Here is an 18085-nt window from a genome sequence, read left to right on the forward strand (position 1 = left end):
GCTACAACAGCCCCGCCCCCGCCAGGAACCTTCCCACCTCCGCGACCTCCCCCTCCGACAAACCCACCTGAGGCTCAGCGGTCACCGGGCATGTGATGACCCCTCGCAGGTACAGCGCCGCCTTGAACGCCCCCAGTGCCGCCGATGACGCCCCCATCCGCCCGGGGGCGCCGACCTTCACCATGCCGAACAGCCCGCACAACCGGTCCTGTTCGGCCCGGGCCGTGACCCAGTCGCCCGCCTTGCAGAGTTGGTACAGGCGGACGTAGCCCTCCGGGTCCACGTTCGCCAGGCCGGGCACCGCCCCGTGCGCGCCCGCCGCCAGTGCCGAGTCGACGAACAGTTCGGAACCGGTCAACGCCGAGAAGCCGGTGAGGTCGGAGTGGGCCCGTAGGCCCCGCAGCACGTCACGGAATGACGCCAGGTCGCCGCTGGAGTCCTTCAGGCCCGCCAGCACCCCCTCCGCCGCCAGTTCCAGCACCACCTCGCCGGGGAGTTTGGTGTGGACGCCGCTCGGGAGGTCGTAGGCGATGACCGGGAGCTCGCTCGCCGCCGCGAGGAGGCGGTAGTGGCGGGCGATCTCGGCGGGGTGGGTGCGGGTGTAGAAGGGCGCCGTCGCCACCACCGCGTCCGCGCCCGCCGCCGTCACCGCCCGGACATGCTCCAGGACCCTCGGCGTGGTCATGTCGATCACCCCGGCCAGCACCGGCAGCCGCCCGCCCACCTGGTCCGTCACCGCCCGCACCACCAACTCCCGCTGCCCGTCCGTGAGATACGCCGCCTCCGACGACGTACCGAGCACGAACAGCCCGTGCACCCCGGCTCCCAGCAGGTGGTCGACGAGGCTGAGCAGCGAGGGGACGTCCACCTCGCCGTCCGGCGTCAGCGGGGTGCACACAGGTGGTACGACGCCGGTCAGCGGGGCGGGGACGGTCATGAGGGCTCCCTGTCGTCGGTCTGCACGGGTGCGGTGAGCCGGGCCGCGATCGCCACGCCGGCCGGCCGGCCGCACGTTCTCGCGGGAGATCTTCCCCGTTCCGCGAACTCGACCCCGCCGAGGCGAGGGACGTGATGCGCTGGGCGGCGGAGGCGGTGCTGCGAGAGGCGGAGGGGCATGACAGGGGCTGAGTGGGAGGCGGGTGCGGGCGGCGTCCTGCGGCTGCCGTCGGGGAGGCTGGTGCGCGGCCGGGGCCTGCGGCACCCCCTTCCGCCGGGGGCACCGAACCCCTCGTACGGCCTCTATCTCCTCGGGAACCGGCCCCCGCCCGTCCCCTGGGAGTCGCGCTGGCTGCGCTGGCCCGACTTCCGGCTGCCCGCCGATCGCGCGGACGCCCGCGACGCGCTCGCCGAGGTGTGGGAGCGGGCCGCGGGCGAGCGCGTCGAGGTCGCGTGCGGAGGCGGACGCGGGCGTACGGGGACGGCGCTGGCGTGTCTGGCCGTGCTGGACGGCGTACCGCCCGCCGAGGCCGTCGCGTACGTCCGTGCGCACTACCACCGGGGTGCGGTGGAGACGCCCTGGCAGCGGCGTTATGTGCGGCGGTTCAGGGTCGTCCGGTGAGCGTTTCCGCCAGCAGGGCCGCCGTGTCGCGCACCAGTACGTCGTCCCGGGCGGCGTCCCGCGCGGGCAGGATCGTCAGGACGGCCAGCAGGAGCGGGGTGCCGTCCTCGGTCCAGGCGATGCCCACGTTGTTGTTGGTGCCGTAGGAACCGCCGCCCGTCTTGTCGGCGACCGTCCACGTCGGCGGCAGGCCGGCGCGCAGCCGGGTGCCGCTCGTGGTGTTGTTGCGGAGCCAGTGCGTGAGGAGGGCGCGGTCCGGGCGGTCCAGGGCGTCGCCGAGGACCAGTCGGCCGTACGTCCGGCCGATCGCGTACGGGCTCGTCGTGTCCGTGATCCGCCATGGCTCGGCCGAGTTGAGTTCCGTCTCCCAGCGGTCCAGGCGGGTCACCCGGTCGCCGAGGGAGCGGGCGAAGCGGGTGACGGCGGTGGGGCCGCCGAGCTCACGCAGGAGGAGGTTGCCGGCACCGTTGTCGCTGAACGTGATGGCCACCTCGGCGAGTTCGGCGATCGTCATGCCGTCGGCGAGGTGCTCCCGCGTCTTGTCGGAGCCCTGCTTCGGCAGGTCGGCGTCCGTGTAGTGGAGGCGGCGTGACAGGAACTCGCCGCCCTGGTCCAGGTCTCGCAGGACGGCGGCGGACGCGAGCGTCTTGAACAGCGAGCACATCGGGAAGAGTTCGTCGGCACGGTGGCGGACGGTCCTGCCGGTGGCGATGTCGCGGGCGAACACGCCCAGGCGGGCGCCGTGTCGAGCCTCCAGCTCGCGCAGGCCCGGGTGCGTGGAGGCGTGCGCGGGCACGCTCGTCATGAGGGCGGCGGTGGTGGCAGCGGCGGCGGTGAGAAGGGTTCGGCGGGCTGGGCCTGTCCGGCGGGTCAGGTCGCAGGGAAGCAAGGGTGACCTTTCGACGTGGGTGAGCGGGGTCTGGTGCGTGCAGCTGCAAGGCGGAGGAGGGCGGCGACGCGGAGCGTCGGCAACCGGCGACAACGCGGCTGGGGGTCCCCCCACGCCTTCAGGGCAGTGGGGGAGTGCGTGCCGGCCCCCGCGTCTGCGGCATGATCCGCCGGGCAGGCCCTGGATCGCGCTCTCCTTCGGTCGGCGGGTGGGTGACGATCTCCGTAGTGATCGACGCCGTACGTCATTCCTTGGTTGCGGGGGCGTAGACCTTCGGGGGACGGCGGTGCGGGCGGGGGCTCGGCACAGTGGCCGTATGGAGAAGACCTGGAAGGCCAAGGGGATCAGCCGGGCGCGGTTCCTCACAGGGGTGGCGGGGGCGGCGGTGCTGCCTGCGGGGGTGGCGTCGGCGACCGGACGGGCGGCGCCCCACAAGGGACTGGCCCGCCGCGGTGTCGTCTACACCGTCGGCGCGGGGGAGACGCCGGCCACCGCCTGGAGCACAGCCCGGATGTGCGCGGACCTCCGCGTGATCCGCGACGGCCTGCACGCGAACACCGTCGATGTCACCGGCGACGGCGTCGAACGCCTCACCGCCACCGCCGCCGAGGCCGCCGAACTCGGTCTGCGCGTCTGGCTCCAGCCCACCCTCGGTGACGTCCCGGAGCGGGACATCCTCGAACACCTCGCGGAGACGGGCCGGTTCGCGGAGCGGCTGCGGCGCCAGGGCGCGCGTGTCGAGTTCAGCGTGGGCTGTGAGTTCTGGCTGTTCGTGCCCGGGATCATCCCCGGGGACACGGTCTTCGAGCGCATCGAGAACCTCCAGGGCGGGAACGTCGACCGGGCCGCGATGCAGCGCCGCCTCGCCCGCTTCACCGCGAAGGCGGCGACGCTCGGCCGCAGGGTCTTCCACGGCCGCCTCAGCTACGCCTCCGCCCCCGAGATCGACCAGGTCGACTGGAACCTCTTCGACATCGTCGGCGTCGACTACTACTCCTACTTCCCCCGACGCTCCGACCACGTAAGGGAGTTGAGGCAGCATCTGCGCCACGGCAAGCCCCTCGTCATCACCGAGTTCGGCACCTGCGCCTATGCCGGCGCCCCCGAGGCGGGCGGCATGGCCTGGGACATCGTCGACCACGGCAAGAACCCCGAGGAGATCAGGGATCCGGTCCCGGTCCGCAGCGAACGCGTCCAAGCCGCCTATGTCGCCGACCTGTTGGACGTCTTCGCGTCGATGAACCTCTACGGCGCGATGGTCTTCGAGTTCCTCACCGCCGACGCCCCGCACCGCCCCGGCGACCCGCGCCACGACCTCGACCTGGCGAGCTACGGCATCACCAAGGCGGTCCAGGACCGCCCCGGCGACCCGGACCCGGACTGGCACCGGGAGCCGAAGGAGGCGTTCCACGCGGTGGCCCGGGCCTATGGCGGGGCGCGTCAGCGGCAGTAGAGGTCGGTGGCGGGACGCTCGCCGGTGGCCAGGAAGCGGGACACCGTCGCGTCACCGCACGCGTTGCCGTTGTCGAGATAGGCGTCATGGCCCGTCGAGTTCACGGTCACCATGACGGCTCGCCGGCCGAGGGCCTCGCGGAGCTTCAGGGCGCCGCTCACGGGGGTGGCGACGTCCCGTTCGTTCTGCACGAGGAGGATGTTCGAGGGCCCTCGGTCGGTGATCCTCACCGGCGGTTCCTGGGGCGCGTAGGGCCAGGCGGCGCAGACCATGGCGTTGCGGGGCATGCCGGCGGTGAGCGGGTACTTGGCCCGGCTCTCGGCAACGCCCTTCTGATAGACGGCCGTCGAGGTCGGCCAGGCCACGTCGTTGCACAGCGTCCCGGCACCGACGGCGGCCACGTTCTGGAGCACGGCGTCGGGCGGCGAGGCCGGCGCCGGCGGCAGCGTGCCGCTCTCGGCGGCCAGCATCAGCTGGGCGAGGGCGGGGAAGTCGTCGGGGTCGTAGAGGGTGTCCAGCATGGTCTGCCGCAGCACGTTGCCGTTCAGCTCCGCGGGGTTGGCGCCCGGCCACGGGATCGGCTCCCGGTCGAGCCGCTCGGCCAGCCTCAGGAACAGCGGCCGTACCTCGGATGCGGTCTCCGCGAGCCGGTACGGATTTCCGTCCTCCGACGCCCACTTGGCGAACTCCGGGAAGGTGTCCTCGACCCCCTGCTCGTGCCCGGCGAGCCAGGCGCGCGACACCCTGGCCGGATCGGGGTTGTCATTGCTGTCCAGCACGAACCGGTCCGTGCGCGCCGGGAACAACTGGGCGTAGACCGAGCCGACATACGTCCCGTACGACACTCCCCACGCGGAGATCCGCCGCTCGCCCAGCGCGGCCCGCAGCCGGTCCAGATCGCGGGCCTCGTTACGGGTGCTGAGGTGCTTGAGCAGCTCACCCCCGTGGGCCGCGCAGGCGTCCGCCATCCGCCGGGCGGTGACCATGGCGTCGTCGACGGAACCGTCGGCGGCGGGCCAGGGCCGCAGTCGGGAGAGCGCGAGGTCCTCGTGGGCCAGCCCGCAGTCGACGGAGGCGGAGGGCGCGAGACCCCGGGGGGCGAAGCCGATGAGGTCGTAGGCGTCCCGGACGTCCTGCGGCAGCTTCTGCCCTTTCCGGGACGGGTCGTTGAGGCTCGAACCGCCGGGCCCGCCCGGGATGAGGAAGAGCGCCCCGCGCCGGGCGGCGGGGTTCTCGCTCACGATCCGGGAAACGGCGATCCCGATGGTCCGGCCGCCGGGGTCGGCGTAGTCCATGGGCACGTCGAGGGTGGCGCACTGCTGGCGCGGGTCGAGTCCGGCGCCCGTGCACGGTCCCCAGTCGAGGGCGGCGGCGGGCGCGGCCGACGCGGTGAGGGGGGTCAGCACACCGAACACGATCCCGGAGGCGGCGGCGATCAGGGCGAGGCTCTTGGTCATCTGCTGCATGCCCATGAGCCTCGCGGATCTTCACGACCCGCCCCATCCGGCCAACTGCCTTGTCGGTGCGGGGGTTTACCCCACCGGCCGGCATGACGTGGGGGACAGGGGCCGACGAGGGAGGCAGGGAAGGGGGGAGCGCCGTGATGTCGCCGCCGAATCGTCATGTATCCGTGGCGCACGGATGCGCTCATACGGGTATATGCCTGCGGGGGACGGGGGCGGCGGATGCGGAAGTGGCTGTTGCCCGCTCTGCTGGGCGGGCTGAGCTGTCTGTTGGTGCTGTGCGGTGCCGGAAGCGCGGGGGCGGAACCGAAGACCGCGTGTGACCCGGCGGCGCTCAAGGACGCCGAGATCACCAGCGCGGTGTGGATCACCTACGACGGCAAGGACTATGCCCGGGCCGAGAACGACATGGTCGTGAAGGTGCCCAAGTCCTGGCCGCTGGCAAGGGATCTGCTGCTCAACGGGGACGCCGAACGGTATCGGACCGCCATGCGCTGTCTGCTGCGCCAGCCCACCGACACCCACCCGTTCCGGTTCTCCGAGTGGCGGCCCCAGCCGCCCGAGGTGACGGTCGGGGAGCAGACGATCAGCGTGCGGTACCGCACTATCACCCAGCTGGACAACTCGGACGTCCACTACTTCGGCATCTGGTGGATACTGCCCGGCAACCGGATGTGGACCCTGAGCCTGGAACCCCCGGAGGCCCTACGGCAGTCCTGGTGGCACCGGATCACGGTCGACCTCGGCGGTCGCGGGAGCCGTGACATACGGCCGGTGCCCACCCAGGGCACGCCGACCCGGCTGACCTGGATCTGGGCCAAGTCCGACATGCCGGTTCCGGCGGTGGACATCCTGATGCAGCCGCCGGCCGCCAAGTCGATTCTCATGAGATGGCGGAGCGACCCCTGGGAACGGCTGTCGGTGCTCTGCTGGTTGTCCTGGGACCTGATTCTCGTCGTCGCCCTGCACGTCCTGCGGCATCGGCTGGCCCGCTCCCCCGGACCGGCCACGGAGACCCCCGCGCAGGCGGCGACCCAGCACAACCTGGAGGTGTGGTCGTGGCTGATGCTCTGGGGGGTGCTGCTTTACGAGGTCACGTGGACGGCTGAGAACAACGTCGTCTGGGCGGAGTGCCTCGGCGCCTTCGGTGGTGTGGCCCTGACCTGGTTCGGCAGGCCGCGGGCGGCCGTCAGGGCGACGGTCGTCGTGGCCGCCGCCTACCCCCTCCTGGTAGCGGTACGGCCCGGCTGGTTCGGCTTCCCCCATGACTTCTGGCTCGACGAGAGCGACCCCACCGGTGCCGCCCCCGTCCGCCAGTCGGCGGCCTTCTGGTGGATCGCGCTCGTCGCCGCCTGCCTGGTCTTCATCTGGCTGGTGGGCACGGTGTCGGTCGTCCAGCGGTTCCGGGCCGGAACACGTGTCCAGACCCCCGGGACCCGGCCGCGAGGCGAGCTCCCGTGGTGGGTTCTCCTGGTGAGCGCGTTCGCGGCGCTGACCGTGGTGGCCCTCGAGCTGTGGACCACGCACAACGGCTGGACACAGTGGACCTGGCTGGCCGCCCACGACACCTATTGGGACCAATGGCACTTCGTCTACGACTACAACCAACTCGTCTGGTTCGCCTACGATTGGACCGGCTGGTTCTTCTACGTCCTCGTGTGGTACTGCGTCGTCGCTGTGCTCCTCGCCGCCCTCGCCGCACGTGCGGCCGCGCACCCGCGGTCCTTCAGCCCCCGGGGACCGTCCCTGCTGCTCCTCGTGGTGCTCTCCTTCGTGGTGGCCTGGCCCGAACCCGAGTGGTACGCCGGTCTGCGGGTGCCGTTGCTCACCGTTCCGGTCACCCTGCTGGCCGGACTTCTCCTGCTGGCCGTCGGCCGACGCCGCGCCGTGCTCTGCCAGGACCTGCTGCCGGGCATCCCGCTGCGGGCCCCGATCCGGGAGACCGACCGCAAGTGGCTGATCGAGTCCGCGCGCGGCTACCGCGACCTCCACTCCCAGCTGCGCAGGCTGGAGCAGGGCGACCAGAGCGGTGAACGGGCGGACCTGGAGCGGGAACTCGACGACCTGCACCACTGGAACCCGCCCGGCGCCACCGCTCCGTTCGCCGGTGCCCCGCTGCCGGACTCCGTCGACGCCGTGGAACTCGCCCTCGCCTGGGGGCCCCGCGCGAGCTGGTGGCAGAACGCCTGCCGCGCCGCGCTGTTCTCCGCGCTGTTCGCGCTGCCCGCCACCGGCATCCTGTTCTGGGCGAACAAGCTGCGCGGGCCGCTGTGGGAGGCCGCGACCAAGGACGAGTTCGGAGTGCCGGATCTCGTCAACCACCTGGTCGTCCAGGAGACCCGGGCCGCGGGCATCGGCTTCGTCCTCGGCGCGCTGTGGCGGGTCCTGCCCGGACGCCGGGGCCCGGCGAAGGCGGTGGGCCTGTTCCTCGTGTACGCCGCCCCGCTCGCCGCCCACTGGATCACCACCCGGGCGATCGGCCAGACCTTCGGCACATGGGCGCTGGACGGGGCCCTGACGCTGCTGGTGCTCACCTCGACGGGCGTGGCCATGGATATCGACACGTTCCGCCAGGAGGGCATCTACTGGCCCACCAAGGCGTCACTGTTGCTGTCCATTTACCAGTTGCGCACCGCGTCGGTGCAACTGGCGTTCTTCGTGGCCCAGGTGGTGGCGCTCGTCGGCGTCTGGCAGCAGCTGAAGGGCAACGACCCCATGGTCCTCATCCAGCCGAGCTCGGGAGGCACCGACGAGAGCCACTCGGCGGGCAACTGAGCGAACTCGCGACCGCTCGAAAATGCCGTTGGTTTGCGGCGCCCCAGCAATCCATCGGGCGATATCCGGCCGAGCCTTTCGAACCGCCTGCTCGAACTGTCCGACATAAACTCCCGACGCGAGACGAGTGCCGTTCCGAAGAACTCGCACACTGCCTGCCACGAACTGTTGGCCATGGCCAACCCTCCTGCGCTGTCCGGCGCTTGTGGCGCACAGACTCCTGCCGAGTGTAGGGAAACCGGCTCCCCCCGGAGAAGCGAAGCGTGAAATCCGAAAGAGCGGGGAGTGAGGTGGAAGAGCGCCACGCGGCGTCCTGTGGCAAAGAGGTGGAGGAGACGGTGGAGGAATTGCGGGCGGCGTCGGAAAGCGTGGTGCCGCGATGAGGCTCCCCGTCGGCAGCTACGTCGTGGACACCCGCACCGGAAGGCTGGGCATCGTCATGGGACACGAAGGCCCCTACCTCCAGCTCAGACCGTACGGCGGCGGCAAGGAATGGGACGTCGCCCCCGACGCCGTACGCCACGCGACCCCCGCCGAGCGGCTCAGCGCGGCGACCGCGTACGCCAATGCCCGCAGCCGGGGCGAGGTGCCTTGACGCCGTTGTCGTAAGGTGCGGGTCCCATGGGCCTGTGGAGCATATGGAGAGGGAAGAAGCCGAGGGCGGCGGGCCGCCACCGCGTTCCGCTCACCGCGCACCAGCTGTGGATGGTGTCGCTGAGCGCGCCGGTCAGCCGGGACCGGGATGCCTCGCGGAGCACCCTCTACCCGTTCACCCGGATCGACGACGAGCGGGCCCGCGACTGGCTCGCCGGGCAATGGGGCATCACCACCCGCGACCAGCTGGCCGGCCGCCTCGACGAGCTGCACCGCAGCGGCTACCGGGCGCGTGCCGCGCAGCGCTACGGCGTCTCGCCGCTCGCCTGGGACGCCGCCCTGTACGTCGACATCTCCCGGCGCGGCTTCGGCTGCGGGCTGATCACCGAGGCCGAGGCGTGGACCGCCCTGAAGAACATCGTGCCCTCGGTGGTGTCGGCGTACGGCTCCTGGCGGGAGTACGCCGACCACTATCTGCTGGGCCGGCAGGTGTGGCGCGACGACCTCAGGGCCGACGGGGACACCGACCTCCCCGCCCCGCAGGCCACCGCCGACGCCCATCTGCGCGCCCTCCTCGACCCCGCCAACCGCTCCAGCCCGTGGAACCAGGCCCCCTGGACCACCATCAGCCACCCCGACCGGGCCCGCTGACCCCCCGGCGTACGGGACAATGAACCCATGACCCTGTTCCGCGACGACGGCATCGCGCCGCGCCCTCCCGACATCGGCGGAGGCGTGCGATGAGTCTGTTCCGGGATGACGGCGTCGTCCTGCGCACCCAGAAGCTCGGCGAAGCCGACCGCATCATGCTGTGCTCGCCCGGGGGACAACCCCCGTACCCCCGGCCGGACACTCGTGGAGGCGTGCGATGAGTCTGTTCCGGGATGACGGCGTCGTCCTGCGCACCCAGAAGCTCGGCGAAGCCGACCGCATCATCACCCTCCTCACCCGTGGCCACGGGCGCGTGCGGGCCGTCGCGCGGGGAGTGCGGCGGACCAAGTCCAAGTTCGGGGCCCGGCTCGAACCCTTCTCCCATGTCGACGTGCAGTTCTTCGCGCGCGGGAGTGAGCTGATCGGGCGAGGGCTGCCGCTGTGCACGCAGAGCGAGACCATCGCCGCCTACGGCAGCGGGATCGTCTCCGACTACGCCCGCTACACCGCCGGGACCGCGATGCTGGAGACCGCCGAGCGGTTCACCGATCACGAGGGCGAGCCCGCCGTACAGCAGTATCTGCTGCTCGTCGGCGCCCTGCGGACGCTGGCCAACGGGGAGCACGCCCCGCACCTCGTCCTCGACGCCTTCCTGCTGCGCTCCCTCGCCGTCAACGGCTACGCCCCCAGCTTCGGCGACTGCGCCAAGTGCGGCCTTCCCGGGCCGAACCGGTTCTTCTCGGTCGGCGCCGGCGGCTCCGTCTGCGTGGACTGCCGGGTGCCCGGCAGCGTCGTACCCTCTCCACAGACCCTGGAACTCCTCGGCGCGCTGCTTACGGGAGACTGGGGCACCGCCGACGCGTGCGAACCGCGGTACGTGCGGGAGGGCAGCGGACTGGTCTCCGCTTATCTGCACTGGCATCTGGAACGCGGGCTGCGCTCGCTGCGTTACGTAGAGAAGTAAGCCGGAGAGGAACGAGAAGCAACATGGTCGTACGTGGGATCCTGGGGCGCCAGCGCCGCGACTACAAGACGCCGGAGCCGCACCCCTCCGGCGCCCGCGCGCCGAAGCTCCCCGGCGAACTCGTCCCGAACCATGTGGCGATCGTCATGGACGGCAACGGCCGCTGGGCCAAGGAGCGCGGCCTGCCGCGCACCGAGGGCCACAAGGTCGGCGCCGAGCGCGTGCTCGACGTCCTCCAGGGCGCCATCGAGATGGGCGTCGGCGCCATCTCGCTGTACGCCTTCTCCACCGAGAACTGGAAGCGCTCGCCCGACGAGGTCCGCTTCCTCATGAACTTCAACCGCGACTTCATCCGCAAGACCCGCGACCAGCTCGACGCGCTCGGCATCCGGGTCCGCTGGGTGGGCCGGATGCCCAAGCTGTGGAAGTCGGTCGCCAAGGAGCTCCAGGTCGCCCAGGAGCAGACCAAGGGCAACGACAAGCTGACCCTGTACTTCTGCATGAACTACGGCGGCCGTGCGGAGATTGCGGACGCCGCCCAGGCCCTCGCCGAGGACGTGAAGGCGGGCCGCCTCGACCCGTCGAAGGTCAACGAGAAGACCCTCGCCAAGTACCTGTACTACCCGGACATGCCGGACGTGGACCTGTTCCTGCGGCCCAGCGGCGAGCAGCGCACCTCCAATTACCTGCTGTGGCAGAGCGCCTACGCGGAGATGGTGTTCCAGGACGTCCTGTGGCCCGACTTCGACCGCCGCGACCTGTGGCGGGCCTGCGTCGAGTACGCCTCCCGCGACCGCCGCTTCGGCGGCGCCCTGCCCAACGAGGAACTGCTGGCGATGGAGGGCAGGCAGACCCCGTAGGCGGCACCATGGCCACTTCGCGGCTACCCGTTGTTCACGGGGGTCGCGCACGATCCGGCCATGAAGGTCACGCACCGCGCCATACCCGCCGCCCTCGCCCTGGGGACCCTGCTGGTCGCGGCCCTGCCCGCGCAGGCCGCGCACCACCCCGCCCACGCCACGAGCTACGGCACCAAGGCCACGTACAGCCCGCGGCAGAGCGCGCACTCCTACCAGCGCCCGCCCGCCGGCTTCACCCCGGTCTTCACGGAGAACGTCTCCCGGCACGGCTCCCGCGCCGCCTCCGACAGCGAGGACGGCGACCTGATCCTCACCCTGTGGGACAAGGCCCGGACCGCCGGACAACTCACCGGCAAGGGCGAGGAGTTCGGCCCCCGGGTGCGCGCCCTCCAGGCCGCCATGGCGAAGGTCGGCTACGGCAACCTCAGCGGGCGCGGCGAGCAGGAGATGCGGGACACCGCCGCGCGGATGCGGCAGCGGCTGCCCTCGCTCTTCGCGAAGATCGCCGCCGACGGCCAAAAGATCGACGTCGTCAGCTCCGGGCAGGGCCGCGCCATCGACAGCGCCGACGCGTACGCCGGTGAGCTGGCCGCCGCCGACCCGGCCCTGAAGCCGCTGATCGGCGAGACCCGCACCGACAAGGACCTGCTCTACTTCCACAAGGCCGCCGGGGGCGCCGCCTACCGCGACTACATCGACAATGACCAGCGCCTCGCCGCGACCCTGAAGTCGATCACCGACCAGCCCCGCACCCAGGAGGCCGCCCGCAGCGTCCTGCGCCGCCTCTTCGCGGACGCCTTCGTGGAGCAGCTGAGCAGCGCCGACCAGGTCGCCGCCGCCGAGGCCGTCTACAACCTCTACGCCATCGCCCCCGCGATGAGCGAGGAGAGTCCGGACGGCAGGGGCTGGGGGATGCAGCGGTACATCTCCACCACCGACGCCGCCTGGTTCGGCTACCTCTCCGACGCCGAGGACTTCTACGAGAAGGGCCCCGGCTTCGCGGACAGCGACATCACGTACAAGATGGCCGACGTGCTCCTCGACGACTTCTTCCAGCAGGTGGAGGCCAAGAAGGCGGGTACCAGCACGCTGGGCGCCGAACTGCGTTTCAGCCACGCCGAGGAGATCATCCCGCTGGCCGCCCTGATGGGCCTGCCGGGCAGCACTGAGCCGGTCACCGAGCAGCAGCCGTACACCTACGCCACCAACCCCTGGCGCGGTGCGGCCGTCTCCCCGCTCGGCGCGAACATCCAGTGGGACGTCTTCCGGAAGGGCGACCGCTGGCTGGTGCGCATGCTCTACAACGAGAAGGAGACCGCGTTCAAGGCGAACTGCACGCCGATCGCGAAGGGCAGCACGTTCTACGACCTGGACGACCTGGAGAGGTGCTTCGGACGTTCGTAGTCAGCGGGCGTACGATCCCGCCTCATGGTCATGAACATGGGGCGGGACGCCGAACAGGGCGTGGTCGAGCTGGTCTACCAGCCGGTCGTCGGGGACTACACGGCGGCGCTGCGCGAGCGCAGGCGGTTCAACCGGGCGGGGCGGCTCCAGAAGGTGGCGCTGGTGCTCATCGCGCTCGCCTGGGTGCTGAACCTCGCGACCGCGGTGAGCGGCGGGGACTCCCACACGTTTCTGCTGATCTGGATGCCCCTGATGGTGGCGCTGGTGCTGTGCCAGCCCTGGTTGACGGCCCGCCAGGTCTTCAAGGCCGCCGCCCGCAACGGTGTCTACCGGGCAATGGTGTCGGACGCGGGGCTGACGGTGGTCACCGAGCACAGCTCGACCTCGGTGGGCTTCGCGGCCCAGCCGCGCTACCGGGAGACCAAGGAGCTGTTCGTCCTGTACAGCGACGACAAGAACGCCACCTGCTTCACGGTGCTGCCCAAGCGGGGCGCCGCGAATCCCGCCGACGTGGACCGGCTGCGGGGGATCCTCGACCTCAACCTGACCCGCGTCTGAGCGTCGGCCGTCAGCCGGCCGCCGCGGCGCAGTCCGCGCATGTGCCGAAGATCTCCACCGTGTGCGCCACGTTCACATAGCCGTGCTCCGCCGCGATGGCCTCGGCCCACTTCTCCACCGCGGGTCCCTCGACCTCCACGGCCTTGCCGCAGACGCGGCAGACCAGGTGGTGGTGATGGTCGCCGGTGGAGCAGCGGCGGTAGACGGACTCGCCCTCGGAGGTGCGCAGGACGTCGACCTCACCGGCGTCGGCGAGGTTCTGGAGCGTGCGGTAGACCGTGGTCAGGCCGACCGAGTCGCCCTTGTGCTTGAGCATGTCGTGGAGTTCCTGCGCGCTGCGGAACTCGTCGACCTCGTCCAGGGCCGCCGCGACGGCAGCCCGCTGCCGGGTCGAACGGCCCTTCACGGGCGGTCCAGCGGTGGTCACCGGTTGCCTCCTCCAACACCTACTGCGTCTGCCGGGCCATTGTGCCAGCCCCGACTGTGCGCAGTCAGACGCCGACCCTAGAACCTGGCCGGCACATTCCCGTCTGCCGCGCGACGCCTGGCACGCACGCTCGCCGCGTTGCCGGAGCACACACGTGACTCCGCCACGCGCGTGCTCCGGCGCCTGGCGATCGCACGCACCAGACGCCGCGCGGCCCGCCCTACCGGGCGGACGACGGGAATGTGCCGGCCAGGTTCTCGCCCTCGCCTGCCCGGCTGGCCGGAATCACACACTCCGCGGGGTCTCCCGCGGCTCGCGCGGCGGCTGCCGCCCGGGCCCGGCGGCGGGCCAGCGGGGTGGCCGCGGCCGTCGTCAGGATGAACGCGGCGATGGTCAGCAGGACGATCGTCGCGCCGGGCGGGACGTCCTGGTAGTACGAAGTGACCGTGCCGCTGATGGTGACCGTGACGCCGATGGCCACGGCGATCGCGAAGGTCGCCGCGAAACTGCGGCTGAGCTGCTGTGCCGCCGCCACGGGCACGACCATGAGGGCCGAGACCAGGAGCAGGCCCACCACGCGCATGGCGACCGTGACGGTCACGGCCGCCGTGATCGCGGTGAGCAGGTTCAGGGCGCGCACCGGCAGCCCGGTGACGCGCGCGAACTCCTCGTCCTGGCTGACCGCGAAGAGCTGGCGGCGCAGGCCCAGGGTGACCAACACCACGAAGGCCGCGAGCAGACAGATCGCCGTCACGTCCGACTGCGACACCGTCGACAGGGAGCCGAAGAGGTACGAGGTGAGGTTGGCGTTGGAGCCGGTGGGCGCGAGGTTGATGAACATCACGCCGCCGGCCATGCCGCCGTAGAAGAGCATCGCGAGGGCGATGTCGCCGCGGGTCTTGCCGTACCAGCGGATCAGCTCCATGAGCACCGCGCCGAGGACGGAGACGAGGGTCGCCATCCACACCGGGGAGGTGTTGAGCAGGAAGCCGAGGCCGACTCCGGTCATGGCCACGTGGCCGATGCCGTCGCCCATGAGGGCCTGGCGGCGCTGGACGAGGTAGATGCCCACGGCCGGGGCGGTGATGCCGACCAGGACGGCGGCGAGCAGGGCTCGCTGCATGAAGGCGTAGTCGAGGATCTCCATCAGCTCAGCAGTCCCGCGTGGATCGGCTCGTGGGGGTGGACGTGGTCGTGGCCGGGCAGCGCGTGCTGGCCGACCGCCTTCGGGGGCGGTCCGTCGTGCAGGACGCAGCCGTCGCGCAGGACGACCGCGCGGTCGATCAGGGGCTCCAGGGGGCCCAGTTCGTGCAGCACCAGCAGGACCGTCGTACCGGCCGCGACCTGCTCCTCCAGGGTGTGCGCGAGCACCTCCTGGCTGGCCAGGTCGACGCCCGCCATCGGCTCGTCCATGATCAGCAGTTCGGGTTCGGCGGCGAGGGCGCGGGCGATCAGCACGCGCTGGTGCTGGCCGCCGGACAGGGCGTCCACCGAGTCCTTCGCGCGGTCCGCCATGCCGACCAGCTCCAGGGCCCGGCGCACGGCCTCGCGGTCGGCCTTGCGGAGCACGCCGAAGCGGGCGCGGGACAGGCGGCCCGAGGAGACGACCTCGGTGACCGTCGCCGGGACGCCGCCCGCGGCTGTGGTGCGCTGCGGGACGTAGCCGACGCGCGCCCAGTCCCGGAACGTCTTGCGCGGGGTGCCGAACAGCCGTATCTCGCCCTCGGCGAGCGGTACTTGGCCGATGATGCTGCGGATGGCCGTCGACTTGCCGGAGCCGTTGGCGCCGAGCAGCGCGACGACCTCACCGCGGTTCACGGTGAGGTCGATGCCGCGCAGGACGGGCCGCGAACCCAGGTCGGCGCGGACACCGCGCAGGGAGATGACGGGCTCGGACACGGGCTCCTCCGGGTGGATCACTTGGCGCCTAGCGCGCTCTGCAGCGCCTTGAGGTTGGACTCCATGACCTGGAAGTAGTCCTCGCCCTTGGACTTGGCGGTGATGCCCTCGATCGGGTCGAGGACGTCCGTCTTCAGGTTCGCGTCGGAGGCGATGGTCTTCGCGGTCTTGTCGCTGACGAGCGTCTCGTAGAACACGGTGGTGACGCCGTCGGCCTCGGCCATCTTCTCAAGGTCCTTGACGCGGTTGGCGCTGGGCTCCGACTCGGGGTCGAGGCCGTTGATGGCCTCCTCGGTCAGGCCGTAGCGCTCGGCGAGGTAGCCGAAGGCGGCGTGGGTGGTGATGAAGACCTTGGTCCTGGTGTTCTTCAGCCCGTTCTCGAACTGGGTGTTGAGGCCGTCGAGCTTCTTGACCAGGGCCGTGGTGTTCTTCTTGTAGTCGGCCGCGTGGTCCGGGTCGGCCTTCTCGAAGGCCTTGCCGACGCCCTCGGCGACCTGGGCGTAGCGCACCGGGTCGAGCCAGATGTGCGGGTCGAGGCCGGCCAGCTCCTCGTTCGCGTGGTCGTCGTGCTCGGCCGCGTGGCCGCCGACCTCGTTGCCGTGCTTCTCCAGCGTGGTGAGGGAGGCGGCGTCGATCTTGGTCTTGACCTCGGACTGGGCCACCGCGTCGTCGACGGAGGGCTGGAGGTTCTTGAGGTAGAGCACCGCGTCGGACTCCTGGAGCTGCGCGGTCTGCTTGGCGCTGATCTCCAGGTCGTGCGGCTCCTGGCCGGGCTCGGTGAGGCTGGAGACGTTGACGTGGTCGCCGCCGATCTGCTCGGCGAGGAAGGCCATCGGATAGAACGAGGCGACGACGTCGAACTTGTCGGTGTTGCCTGCGGCGCTCGCGCCGGAGCACGCGGAGAGGGTCCCGAGACCGAGGGCGGTGACGGCCGTGAGGGCGATCCCGGATATGTGCTGTCGTCGTACGTTCATGACAGTCATTTTCAACAAATATGGAAACCGTTGTCAACAAGCCTGGGTAAGGGGCCGGTGAGAGCGGTTGAGACCCGAACCGATTTGATACGGGGGGTGGCCCCGCCGGTAACCTGAGGCATTCGCTGCCGTACACCCGTCATGAAGAGAGCACCGTGGCCGCCGACAAGATCGACACCATCGTCAGCCTGAGCAAGCGCCGTGGCTTCGTTTTCCCTTGTAGTGAGATCTACGGCGGTCAGCGCGCCGCCTGGGACTACGGGCCGCTGGGTGTCGAGCTCAAGGAGAACCTCAAGCGCCAGTGGTGGCGCTACATGGTGACGTCGCGCGAGGACGTCGTCGGTATCGACTCGTCCGTGATCCTCGCCTCCGAGGTCTGGGTCGCCTCCGGTCACGTCGCCACCTTCACGGACCCGCTGACCGAGTGCACCTCCTGCCACAAGCGGTTCCGCGCGGACCACCTTGAGGAGGCCTACGAGGCCAAGCACAAGCGCCTCCCGGAGAACGGCCTGGCGGACGTCAACTGCCCCAACTGCGGTAACAAGGGCCAGTTCACCGAGCCCAAGCAGTTCTCGGGTCTGCTCTCCACGCACCTCGGCCCGACCCAGGACTCCGGCTCGGTCGCGTACCTGCGCCCCGAGACCGCGCAGGGCATCTTCACCAACTTCGGCCAGGTGCTGACCACTTCGCGCAAGAAGCCGCCGTTCGGCATCGCCCAGATGGGCAAGTCCTTCCGCAACGAGATCACGCCCGGCAACTTCATCTTCCGCACCCGCGAGTTCGAGCAGATGGAGATGGAGTTCTTCGTCAAGCCGGGCGAGGACGAGAAGTGGCAGGAGTACTGGATGGAGCAGCGCTGGAACTGGTACACCGGCCTGGGTCTGCGCGAGGAGAACATGCGGTGGTTCGAGCACCCGAAGGAGAAGCTCTCCCACTACTCCAAGCGCACCGCTGACATCGAGTACCGCTTCCAGTTCGGCGGCAACGAGTGGGGCGAGCTGGAGGGTGTGGCCAACCGCACCGACTACGACCTGAACGCCCACTCCAAGGCCTCCGGCCACGACCTCCTCTACTTCGACCAGGAGGCCGGCGAGCGCTGGACGCCGTACGTCATCGAGCCCGCGGCCGGTGTCGGCCGCGCGATGCTGGCGTTCCTGCTCGACGCCTACGTCGAGGACGAGGCGCCCAACGCCAAGGGCAAGATGGAGAAGCGGACCGTGCTGCGCCTGGACCCGCGTCTGGCGCCGGTCAAGGTCGCGGTCCTGCCGCTGTCCCGCAACCCCGAGCTGTCGCCGAAGGCCAAGGGCCTCGCCCAGGCGCTGCGCCAGCACTGGAACATCGACTTCGACGACGCCGGCGCCATCGGCCGCCGCTACCGCCGGCAGGACGAGATCGGTACGCCGTACTGCGTGACGGTCGACTTCGACACGCTGGACGACAACGCCGTGACCGTCCGCGAACGTGACTCGATGAAGCAGGAGCGCGTGTCCCTCGACCAGATCGAGGGCTACCTGGCCGGCCGCCTGATCGGCTGCTAGACGCAAGTTGCCGCATTGGCCCTCGATGCGGGTCCCTTGGTGGACCTGTATCGAGGGCCGTTGTGCTTTCAGGGTGGA

17 protein-coding genes are annotated in these 18085 nt (G+C 70.7%); 10 read left to right on the plus strand and 7 right to left on the minus strand.

The window, feature by feature from the left end; all coding sequences use genetic code 11:
- Position 1: 1 nt before the first annotated feature.
- Positions 2–937, minus strand: a complete 936-nt coding sequence (locus tag OG866_RS29790; protein ID WP_329339428.1) for a dihydrodipicolinate synthase family protein — start codon at positions 935–937, stop codon at positions 2–4.
- Positions 938–1114: 177 nt separating this feature from the next.
- On the opposite strand from OG866_RS29790, the gene OG866_RS29795 reads away from it, so the two are divergent.
- Complete coding sequence (locus tag OG866_RS29795) at positions 1115–1558, plus strand: protein-tyrosine phosphatase family protein (protein ID WP_329339430.1); 444 nt, start codon at positions 1115–1117, stop codon at positions 1556–1558.
- Here the strand turns inward: OG866_RS29795 and bla are convergent.
- Positions 1542–2363 (minus strand): class A beta-lactamase, encoded by an 822-nt coding sequence (bla, locus tag OG866_RS29800; protein ID WP_329339432.1) that lies wholly within the window; start codon positions 2361–2363, stop codon positions 1542–1544. The genes OG866_RS29795 and bla overlap by 17 nt on opposite strands.
- 400 nt (positions 2364–2763) lie before the next feature.
- On the opposite strand from bla, the gene OG866_RS29805 reads away from it, so the two are divergent.
- A complete protein-coding gene (locus tag OG866_RS29805) occupies positions 2764–3900 on the plus strand; it encodes an abortive phage infection protein (protein ID WP_329339434.1) in 1137 nt (378 codons plus the stop codon).
- On the opposite strand, the gene OG866_RS29810 is transcribed toward OG866_RS29805, so the two are convergent.
- Entirely contained in the window at positions 3888–5366 is a 1479-nt protein-coding gene (locus OG866_RS29810; RefSeq protein WP_329339436.1) for an alpha/beta hydrolase, read from the minus strand. The genes OG866_RS29805 and OG866_RS29810 overlap by 13 nt on opposite strands.
- A gap of 219 nt (positions 5367–5585) precedes the next feature.
- Here OG866_RS29810 and OG866_RS29815 point away from each other — a divergent pair, with 219 nt between their 5' ends.
- The 7 genes from OG866_RS29815 to OG866_RS29850 all read left to right on the plus strand — a co-directional run bounded on the left by OG866_RS29815 (position 5586) and on the right by OG866_RS29850 (position 13169).
- Positions 5586–8138 (plus strand): DUF6185 family protein, encoded by a 2553-nt coding sequence (locus tag OG866_RS29815; protein WP_329339438.1) that lies wholly within the window; start codon positions 5586–5588, stop codon positions 8136–8138.
- Between the two features lie 379 nt (positions 8139–8517).
- Entirely contained in the window at positions 8518–8733 is a 216-nt protein-coding gene (locus OG866_RS29825) for a hypothetical protein (protein WP_329339439.1), read from the plus strand.
- A 26-nt stretch (positions 8734–8759) separates the two neighbouring features.
- The gene (locus OG866_RS29830; protein WP_329339441.1) at positions 8760–9383 is read left to right on the plus strand and encodes a DUF1266 domain-containing protein; all 624 of its coding nucleotides are present in this window, start codon (positions 8760–8762) and stop codon (positions 9381–9383) included.
- Positions 9384–9600: 217 nt separating this feature from the next.
- Positions 9601–10347 (plus strand): DNA repair protein RecO, encoded by a 747-nt coding sequence (recO, locus tag OG866_RS29835; protein WP_329339442.1) that lies wholly within the window; start codon positions 9601–9603, stop codon positions 10345–10347.
- A gap of 23 nt (positions 10348–10370) precedes the next feature.
- Entirely contained in the window at positions 10371–11207 is an 837-nt protein-coding gene (locus OG866_RS29840) for an isoprenyl transferase (RefSeq protein ID WP_329339443.1), read from the plus strand.
- A 60-nt stretch (positions 11208–11267) separates the two neighbouring features.
- On the plus strand, positions 11268–12611 hold the full coding sequence (locus OG866_RS29845; protein ID WP_329339445.1) for a histidine-type phosphatase: 1344 nt from the start codon (positions 11268–11270) through the stop codon (positions 12609–12611).
- 24 nt (positions 12612–12635) lie between these two features.
- Entirely contained in the window at positions 12636–13169 is a 534-nt protein-coding gene (locus tag OG866_RS29850) for a YcxB family protein (protein WP_329339446.1), read from the plus strand.
- A 10-nt stretch (positions 13170–13179) separates the two neighbouring features.
- On the opposite strand, the gene OG866_RS29855 is transcribed toward OG866_RS29850, so the two are convergent.
- The 4 genes from OG866_RS29855 to OG866_RS29870 form a co-directional block, all read right to left on the minus strand.
- Positions 13180–13596, minus strand: a complete 417-nt coding sequence (locus OG866_RS29855; RefSeq protein ID WP_329339447.1) for a Fur family transcriptional regulator — start codon at positions 13594–13596, stop codon at positions 13180–13182.
- A 220-nt stretch (positions 13597–13816) separates the two neighbouring features.
- Positions 13817–14743, minus strand: coding sequence for a metal ABC transporter permease (locus OG866_RS29860; protein WP_329339449.1), 927 nt, complete (start codon positions 14741–14743; stop codon positions 13817–13819).
- A complete protein-coding gene (locus OG866_RS29865) occupies positions 14743–15495 on the minus strand; it encodes a metal ABC transporter ATP-binding protein (RefSeq protein WP_329339451.1) in 753 nt (250 codons plus the stop codon). Before OG866_RS29865 ends, OG866_RS29860 begins: the two co-directional genes overlap by 1 nt.
- Positions 15496–15512: 17 nt before the next feature.
- Entirely contained in the window at positions 15513–16469 is a 957-nt protein-coding gene (locus OG866_RS29870; RefSeq protein ID WP_329339452.1) for a metal ABC transporter substrate-binding protein, read from the minus strand.
- Between the two features lie 155 nt (positions 16470–16624).
- Between OG866_RS29870 and OG866_RS29875 the strand changes: the two genes are divergently transcribed.
- The gene (locus OG866_RS29875; protein ID WP_329339454.1) at positions 16625–18007 is read left to right on the plus strand and encodes a glycine--tRNA ligase; all 1383 of its coding nucleotides are present in this window, start codon (positions 16625–16627) and stop codon (positions 18005–18007) included.
- Positions 18008–18085: the final 78 nt, after the last annotated feature.

The sequence above is a fragment of the Streptomyces sp. NBC_00663 genome, assembly GCF_036226885.1.
Lineage (GTDB): Bacteria > Actinomycetota > Actinomycetes > Streptomycetales > Streptomycetaceae > Streptomyces.